Here is a 7,951-nt window from a genome sequence, read left to right as displayed (position 1 = left end):
GACCGTGCCCGGGCCGCCGGCGCCGGCACGCGCGTGCGGCTGTAGGGCGGTGCTGGGCTGGCCCCCCATCTCATCTCACATACCCTTCCCCCAATGCTAGGGGAAGGGCGATCCGGCGTCGGGCGTTCCGGGTCGGCGTCGGGTTAGTCAGGCGCTGTTGGTCGCGCCTTTGGCGCGAGGGGCGGTTCACGAAGCGCCCCTACCCTGCCGGGTAACCCGCCGCCGTTGGAACTTCCTCCCCGGGATCGCCCCTCTCCTTCTCCCAGGATTGGGAGAAGGAGAGGGGGCAGGGGGTGAGGTTGAGGGCCGCACGCCGTTTCTGCGAGGATGAGGCGCACGCACGCCGCTGCCCGGCGCTCGCGCGACGCTTGCCCGCAGGGAGGCAACAGACGCCATGCCGAAGATCTTTCCCTACACGGCCGTCGGCCTGGTGCCCACCGTGCGCGGCGTGCGCCGGCGCAGCGAGATCCGCCGCAACCTCGAACACCTTGCCGACCTGATCGCCGCCGCTTCCTGGCTCTCCAGCCTCGACCTGCCGGTGCGCCTGGTCGCCATCCCCGAGGGCGCACTGCAGGGCTTCACCGACGAAGTCTTCGACCTCGACCATGCCGAGTACAGCCGCGAGATCGCGATCGACATTCCCGGCGAGGAGACGGAGTTTCTCGGCAACCTGGCGAAGCACTGGGGCGTCTTCATCATGGCGCAGGCGAAGGCGCGCCACCCGGAGTTTCCCGACCGCTTCTTCAACGTCGGCTTTGCGCTCGACCCGGACGGGAACGTGATCCTGCGTCATCACAAGCTGGTGACGCTGCTGCCCGTCGAGCACTCGGTCACGCCGCACGACGTCTGGGACCGCTGGATCGAGCTGTACGGCCGCACGCTGGAGGCGTTCTTCCCCGTGGCCGACACGGAGATCGGCCGGCTCGGCGTGACCATGGCGAACGAGGGCAGCTACCCGGAGTACGCCCGCGGCCTGATGCTGGCCGGCGCCGAGGTCGTCTACCGCGCCGCCTATCCGCACCCGGCGACGGGCAACGAGATCTTCGAGGTCACCAACCGCGCCCGCGCCATTGACAACAGCTTCTACGTCGTGGCGCCGAACATGGGCACCTACTTCTTGGACAACACCGCCGACACGGCGATCGACACCTTCGGTGGCCGCTCGATGATCGTGGACTTCCGCGGCAAGGTCGTGGGCCAGCAGCCCTACGGCGCCGGCTCAACCTACGTCGCCGGGCCTGTGGACATCGAGGCGCTGCGCGACTTCCGTGACCGCGCCCTCTGGGCCAGCCTGGGCAAGGATGTGAAGAGCGAGATCGCCCAGCTGATCTACGAGCAGCCGCTCTATCCTAAGAACCTCTACCTGGACCGCGCGCCGATGAAGCACGAGGAGTGGAAGCGCGAGGTCTGGCGACCGAACGTGCGCCGTATGCAGCAGCGGGGCGCCTGGGCGCCGCCCGCCGAGCCCGGCCCGGAGCGCTGAGGCGGCGCGCGGAGGCGCGGGAAGGATCGAAGCATGACCGACGCCTTGCCGGCGTTGCCCGCATCGCTCTGGGAAGACCTGGAAGTCGCGACCACGGCCACGCTCAACACCGTGCTCACGCGCAACGGCCTGCGCAGCACGGCGATGCGCGGCGTCTTCCCGCTGCAACCCGGCATGCGGCTGGCCGCCGAAGCGACGACGCTGCGCTACGTGCCGATGCGCGAAGACATCCGCGACCCGGCGATTCTCGCCAACTCCGAGTATCCCCAGCGCAAGATCGTGGAAAACATCCCGGCCGGCCGGGTATTGGTGGTCGATGCGCGCGGCGACACCGGCGCCGGCATTTTAGGCGACATCCTGATCACACGTATGCGCGTGCGCGGCGCGAAGGGCGTGGTCACGGACGGCGCCATGCGCGACGCGGCGGGCGTCCGCGCCCTGGGCTGGCCGGTGTTCGCGGCGGCGGCGCACCCGGCGCAGCACATCGAACGCCACTTCGCCGTCGGCATCGACGAGGTGATCGGCTGCGGCGGCGTGATGGTGCGGCCCGGCGACCTGATCGTGGGCGACGACGACGGCGTGGTGGTGTTGCCGCGCGCCGTGGCGGCGGAGATTGCCCGCGCGGCGCGCGAGCAAGATGAGCTGGAGAGCTTCGTGCAGCGCACGATCGCCGGCGGCGCCTCGATCGTCGGCGTCTACCCGCCGAACGAGGCCACGCGCGCCGCCTTCGAAGCCTGGCGGCGCCGGCACTGAGCAGCGGCACTGCGCCCATGATGCCGCGGGTGTACCGCCGCTCTGGACGTTACCTTATCGCGGCCCAAACATTGTCGCGCACGTACTTCTTCTGAAATCTGTCGCGCACAGGCTCACATTTGTTGCGGAATAGATGGGGTGCTCCTCTCCCAGCAAGAACCATCCGTGTTCTCAGCTTCGGCACCATCGGGATACGGTTCAGGCCCGTTTGTCCCATCTGGTGCGCTTTTACCCGACCGTTACCGCCGGCAGCGCCCGGAGCCACGCGCGCCGCCTCCGATGCCTGGCGCGTGCGAGGGAACAGGGAATAGAGGAGGCGTGCCCGTACCGTGTGCGGCGCGATCCCAACTCAAAAGCCCCTCTCCAGGAACTGGAGAGGGGTTGGGGTGAGGCCGGCGGGGCCGCGGTCAGCGCCGCTCGGACAGCACGCGCCGCACGGTATCGATCAGGTGGTCCACGTCGAAGGGCTTGTGCACGAAGGCGCGGGCGCCGATGCGCCAGGTGCGTGCGTCCATCTGCGCCACGGCCGAGACGACGATGATCGGCACGGCGCCACCGTAGCGGTGCTGCGTGAAGGCGGCCACCGCCTCGCCGTCGGCCACGGGCAGGCCGAGGTCGAGCAGCAGCAACGCCGGCTGTTCCTCTTCGATGCGGCTCAGCGCCTCCTGGCCGTCCGCCGACGCGCGGTAGCGGAAGCCCTCGTTCTCCAGCGCCATGCCGATCAACTCGCGGATGCTCGCATCGTCCTCGATCACGAGGACGTAGCCCTGCTGGTCGGCGCCCCGTTCCCGCGTCACCGTACTGCCAAACCGCTGCGGCGCCATACGCCCGATCCTCTCATGCTGCCCTCGCCCAGCCGGTGCACGGCCGCCGGCGCCAGCGGCTCGCGCTCGAACGCGACCAGCCCACCGCGCAGACCGGCTGTGCCAGCCGGCTCGCGGCCGATCGCGCTACGTTGATCCTCGGCGGAACGCCGTCGCGCGGCTATCCGGGTGCTCCCGGTATTTCTCACTCCCGCGTAGCACATCGCAGCAATGAAACAAAAAGCTGGCGAGAGCGCAACAACGGTAGCATAGATTTCGCGGTCGCGGTAGGACTTTGCCGGTCCTGTGCAGCATTTTCCGCCCGTGCCTCCTGATGCTACGCTACAGGTCGCCGCTCGCCAGCCAACCGGGAGAGTGATGTCCGGCCCCCCGCCCCCCCGACCGCCGCTGATCCTCGCCTCCGCTTCGCCGCGACGGCGCGAGCTGCTGCCCGCGCTGCGTGTGCCCTTCAGCGTGCGGGCGGCCGACGTCGACGAAACGCCGCCGGCCGGCGCTTTGCCCGAGCGCGCGGCCGCGGCGATCGCGGAGCGCAAGGCGTCCGCCGCGCTGGCCTTCGCTCCGCCGGGCGCCCTGGTGCTGGCCGCCGACACGGTCGTGGCCTGCGACGGCCGGGCGCTGGGCAAGCCGCGCGATGCGGCCGAGGCCCGCCTCATGCTCACGGCGCTGGCCGGGCGCGAGCACGCCGTGTTCACCGCCGTCGTACTGGCCTGCGGCGCGCGGCAGCTCGGTGAAACGGCGGGCGCCCGCGTGCTGATGCGCGGCTACTCGGCGGACGAGATCGAGGCCTCGATCGCCGCCGGCACGCCGTTCGACAAGGCCGGCGCCTACGCGATCCAGGATCCCCTGCTGCACCCGGCAGAGCGCTGCGACGGCTGTTACTGCAACGTGATGGGCCTGCCGCTGTGGACGGTGCGCCGGCTGCTGCAGACGCTGGCGCCCGCGCTGCGGCCCGCGCCGCCCGATGCCACGCTGCTGCGCTGCGCCGCCTGCCCGCTGCGGGACGGCGCGGACTGAATGCTACACTCGGAAGGATGTGCACAAACGCTCGCTCCGCCACGACATGTGACGCGGGGCAGCGGAAGGATGGCGCCGCGTGGGTGGTTGGTGTGCTGGTGGTGGGAATGAGACGAGCGCCGCGGAGCGCAGACCTCCGGTAAGCGAAGAGAGCGAGCAGACCGAGCAGTTCGACCAGGACGAAAACCTGGCCGTGCCGCCGGGCAGCGCGCCGCGCCTGCGGCGCGGCGGCCTGCTGCTGCTCGCCCTGGCCTTCGTGCTGCTGATCACGGCGATGCGGCCGGCCGGCGAGGTGTCGGTGCGGGCGCAGCCCGTCAGCACGCACGTCGACACCGTCCGCGCCGAGTACCAGATCATCCTCAACTCCTACGTGCAGCCGCTGGACCCCGCGCCGCTGCTGGACGCCGCCTGGCAGGGCGCCGCGCGCAATCTGCGGCAGCAGGGCGTCTCCTTCAGCACCGCCGCGCCCAACGCCCGGGGCGACAAGGACCAGGCGTTCGCCGGCTTCAGCACGGCGTGGAACAGCCTGGCCGCCGAGGTTGGCGGCAGAGTCGATCTGGCGCAGCTCGCCTTCGCCGCCGACGACGAGATGGCCAACAGCCTGGGCGACGACCACACCTTCTTCCTCACCCCGGCCGAATACGTGCAGGACCAGCAGGAGCTGGGCGGCGCCGACGCCACGCAGACCGGCATCGGCGTGATCGCCGATCCGCGGGCGCCGCACGTCGTGCGCGAAGTCGCGACGGGCGGGCCGGCGGAACAGGCGGGCATCCACACCGGTGACACGATCACCGCGATCAACGGGCAGAGCGTGCAGGCAACCGTCCGCGCCGCCTTCGACGCGCAGATCAACGGTCCCTCCGGCACGGCCGTGACCGTCAGCGTCGACCGGCCGGGTCAGGGTGCGATGGATATCTCCCTGACGATGGGGCCGTATCTCTTCCCGATCTTCTCCTCGCAGATTTTGCCGGGCGGCGTGGGCTACCTGCGCCTGCGCAGCTTCGTCAACCCCTGGACGCCGCTGCAGGACGGCAAGACGGTGGTGCAAGAGCTGGACGACGCGCTCAACGGCTTCGAGGCGGCCGGCGTGACGGAGTGGCTGCTCGATCTGCGCGGCAACCTGGGCGGTGTCACGGCCACGGCGCAAGCCTTCGCCGGGCGCTTCCTCGAAGACGCGCGCGTGGCCGTGGACACCGACGCCCGCGGCCACCGCGCCGAGACGCTGGCCGACGGTCACACCTTCCCGGTGCAGCGCCCGCTGGCCGTGCTGATCGACGGCCTCTCGGCCTCGTCGTCGGAAGTGCTCTCCTCGGCGCTGAAGGAGTACGGCCGCGCCACGCTGGTGGGACACAAAACGCTCGGTGGGCTCGGCACCGGCCTGCTCTTCCCCCTGCCCGACGGCGCCGCCCTGCAGGTCACCGTTTCGCGCGTGGTCAGCGGCCGCGACCAGCAAACGATCGACAACATCGGCGTGTTCGAGGATGTGGCCGCGCCCAATCCCTCGCCGCAGCAGCTTGCGGCGGGCGATGACCCGGTGATCGACGCCGCCGAAAGTGCGCTCGCCACGCAGGGCTCGTACGACGTGAACCCGAACAGCGACGCGACGCTGCCCGCCGACCAGTTGCGCACCCTGTTTGCGCCGTACGAGCTGACGGCGGGCGAGGTGCCCACCGCGCCGGAGATCAGCAGCGTGCACTTCTTCGGCGACTACGTGATCAACCGCTACGCCGAATGGAACAACTACGAGGGGCCGGGGCGTGACGCCGAGGCGGCGAAGGCGCTGGCGCAGCAGCGCGGCTGGCAGGGCGCGCAGATCCAGTTCTTCGGCCAGAGCAGCGTCGGGGCGATGGAACTGACCGTGACGGATGTCTACGCCACGGCGGACGGCGCGGCGGCCTACCTGAGCGCCGCCGACTTCCCCGATCTGTTGCAGAAGACGGATACGCCGATCCAGCTCGGCGACCAGACGACCGCCTGGCGCGGGCAGTGGGAGGACACGGGCGAGCTGCTGCTGAGCTGGCGGCACGGCCGCATCGTCTTCGCCGTCGGCCTCGCCACCGTGCCCGGCGAAGAGACGTTCGACCCGCTGGTGACGATGGCCAGGGCGGTCGAGGCGCGCTACCAGGCGTCTCCCTTCGCGCAGTAATCGGCGCGGCCCGCGTTGTCCGGCGCGCCGCGGCGCGCCTATAATCCGCCGCAAGCCGGGCGGCGCCATGGCAGGCGCTCCGGCCAGCGGAGGAGGCACAGCGGTGACGGCGACGATCCGGCGGATCGGCGAGTGGGACTCGGACGCGAACCCGACCTTCAACCTCTGGACGATCGGCAACGCCTCGGAGGTCGTGCCTGGCATCTCGCCGCCGCTGTTCAGCACCTTCGGCCAGCGCTTCGAGCACAACTCCGCCGTGCAGGTCGCCGGCCGGCTCAACCTGCTGGACGTGGTGCCCTGCTACCCGGCGCCCACGGGCAACTGGGCCGCCGTGATCGCCGGGCGCTGGGCGCTCAACATCGGCTGGTTCAACGCCGCGATCGGCTCCTGGCAGGTGGGGCGCGAGTCGGGCCTGATGAAGCAGTTCATCAGCTCCACAGAGGGCCAGGACATCAGCGCCAAAGCCTCTGTGGACGACGAGCGGGCGCGGCGGAACGACCGCGCCATGCGCCAACTGCGCGGCATGCTGCCGCGCATGGTCGAGCGCGACCGTGTCAACGTCGAGCGGCTGCGCGCCGCCGACCGCGCCCGCGACTACACGCGCATCTCCGAGCGGGCGATCTGGCGCTACCTGGAACGCCGCGCGCAGACGGCCAGCGGCCTGCTGGGCCACCACCTCTACGTCTCGCTCGCTGCCGGCGACTACACCGACCGGCTGATGGAGTTGCTGGATGTCGCCCTGCCCGGCCATGACCCGGCGCTGATCATCGCCCTCACCAGCGCTCTGCGCGAGGTGGAGAGCGCGAAGCCGGCCAAGGGCGCCTGGGAAGTGGCGCAGGTGGTGAAGCGGCGCAAGCCGTTGGCCGAGGAGCTGCGCGCCCTGGCGCCGCACGCGATCGCCGAGCGGCTGCGCGCGCCGAAGAACGCCGGCTGGAGGGCCTTCGCCGCGGCCTTCGACACGTTCATCGCCCTGTACGGCTTCCGTGGCCAGGGCGAGCTCGATCCGTCGTTCGCCGACTGGGAGGAGGAGCCGGCTTACGCGATCAGCTTCATCAAGACCTACGTCGAAGCGGGGAAGGAGAAGGATCCGTACCGCCTGGAAGAGCGGGCGGCGCAGGGGCGCGAGGCGCTTGAAGCGCAGATCCTGGCCGCCATGCCGCGGCAGCACCGCGCCGTCTACCGGGCGCTGCTCGGCGAAGCGCAGAAGTTCACCCGCATGCGCGAGGCCACGAAGGCGAACTGGGTGCGTTGCGACCGGCTGCTGCGCAAGCCGACGCTCGAGCTGGGCCGGCGCTTCGTCGAGGGCGGACTGATCAAGCAGCGCGACGACATCTTCTGGCTGCTCGTCACCGAGGTCGAGGCGGCGGCCAACGGCGAGGCGGTCGCCGGGCTGCCCCACGCGCCTGCCCGCCGGCGCAAGGAGTCGGAGCGGCTGGCCGGCCTGGAGCTGCCCGAGGTCTTCGCCCTCCCCGTGCAGCCCGTGCCGAAGGCCGCGGTGCAGGCCGGCGCCACGACGCTCCAGGGCATGCCGGTCTCGGCGGGCACGGCGAGCGGGCCGGCGCGGGTGGTGCTCTCCGCTGAGTCGGCGGCGGAGGTCGAGCTGGAGCCGGGCGAGGTGCTGGTCGCGCCCTTCACCGACGCGCCCTGGACGCCCTTGTTCGTGCCCGCGGCGGCCGTGGTGGTGGAGACCGGCGGTCTGCTCTCGCACGCGGCCACCGTGGCGCGGGAGTT

Annotated in this window: 6 protein-coding genes; 5 read left to right on the top strand and 1 reads right to left on the bottom strand. The window is 71.0% G+C overall.

Features of this window, described 5'->3' with window-relative positions; genetic code table 11:
• Positions 1-394 precede the first annotated feature (394 nt).
• On the top strand, positions 395-1,483 hold the full coding sequence (locus VKV26_24390; protein ID HLZ73055.1) for a nitrilase-related carbon-nitrogen hydrolase: 1,089 nt from the start codon (positions 395-397) through the stop codon (positions 1,481-1,483).
• A 33-nt stretch (positions 1,484-1,516) separates the two neighbouring features.
• On the top strand, positions 1,517-2,236 hold the full coding sequence (locus VKV26_24385; GenBank protein HLZ73054.1) for a ribonuclease activity regulator RraA: 720 nt from the start codon (positions 1,517-1,519) through the stop codon (positions 2,234-2,236).
• A gap of 407 nt (positions 2,237-2,643) precedes the next feature.
• Here the strand turns inward: VKV26_24385 and VKV26_24380 are convergent, their stop codons facing one another.
• Positions 2,644-3,060: a response regulator gene (locus VKV26_24380; GenBank protein HLZ73053.1), complete on the bottom strand. Its 417-nt coding sequence runs from the start codon at positions 3,058-3,060 to the stop codon at positions 2,644-2,646.
• 357 nt (positions 3,061-3,417) lie between these two features.
• Between VKV26_24380 and VKV26_24375 the strand changes: the two genes are divergently transcribed.
• The 3 genes from VKV26_24375 to VKV26_24365 all read left to right on the top strand — a co-directional run.
• Positions 3,418-4,074, top strand: coding sequence for a Maf family protein (locus tag VKV26_24375; GenBank protein ID HLZ73052.1), 657 nt, complete (start codon positions 3,418-3,420; stop codon positions 4,072-4,074).
• A gap of 79 nt (positions 4,075-4,153) precedes the next feature.
• Positions 4,154-6,220, top strand: a complete 2,067-nt coding sequence (locus VKV26_24370; protein HLZ73051.1) for a S41 family peptidase — start codon at positions 4,154-4,156, stop codon at positions 6,218-6,220.
• Positions 6,221-6,323: 103 nt separating this feature from the next.
• A partial coding sequence (locus VKV26_24365) for a PEP-utilizing enzyme (protein ID HLZ73050.1) occupies positions 6,324-7,951 on the top strand: 1,628 nt, incomplete at its 3' end.

The organism is Dehalococcoidia bacterium (assembly GCA_035310145.1).
In the GTDB taxonomy this organism is placed as follows: Bacteria; Chloroflexota; Dehalococcoidia; order CAUJGQ01; family CAUJGQ01; genus CALFMN01.
The sequence above is the reverse complement of the archived record's forward strand: the minus strand, read 5'-3'. Positions and strand labels throughout refer to the sequence as shown.

Coding starts and splice junctions, on each gene's coding strand:
- VKV26_24390 (HLZ73055.1), top strand. CDS start 395: ATGCCGAAGATCTTTCCCTACACGGCCGTCGGCCTGGTGCCCACCGTG.
- VKV26_24380 (HLZ73053.1), bottom strand. CDS start 3,060: ATGGCGCCGCAGCGGTTTGGCAGTACGGTGACGCGGGAACGGGGCGCC.
- VKV26_24375 (HLZ73052.1), top strand. CDS start 3,418: ATGTCCGGCCCCCCGCCCCCCCGACCGCCGCTGATCCTCGCCTCCGCT.
- VKV26_24385 (HLZ73054.1), top strand. CDS start 1,517: ATGACCGACGCCTTGCCGGCGTTGCCCGCATCGCTCTGGGAAGACCTG.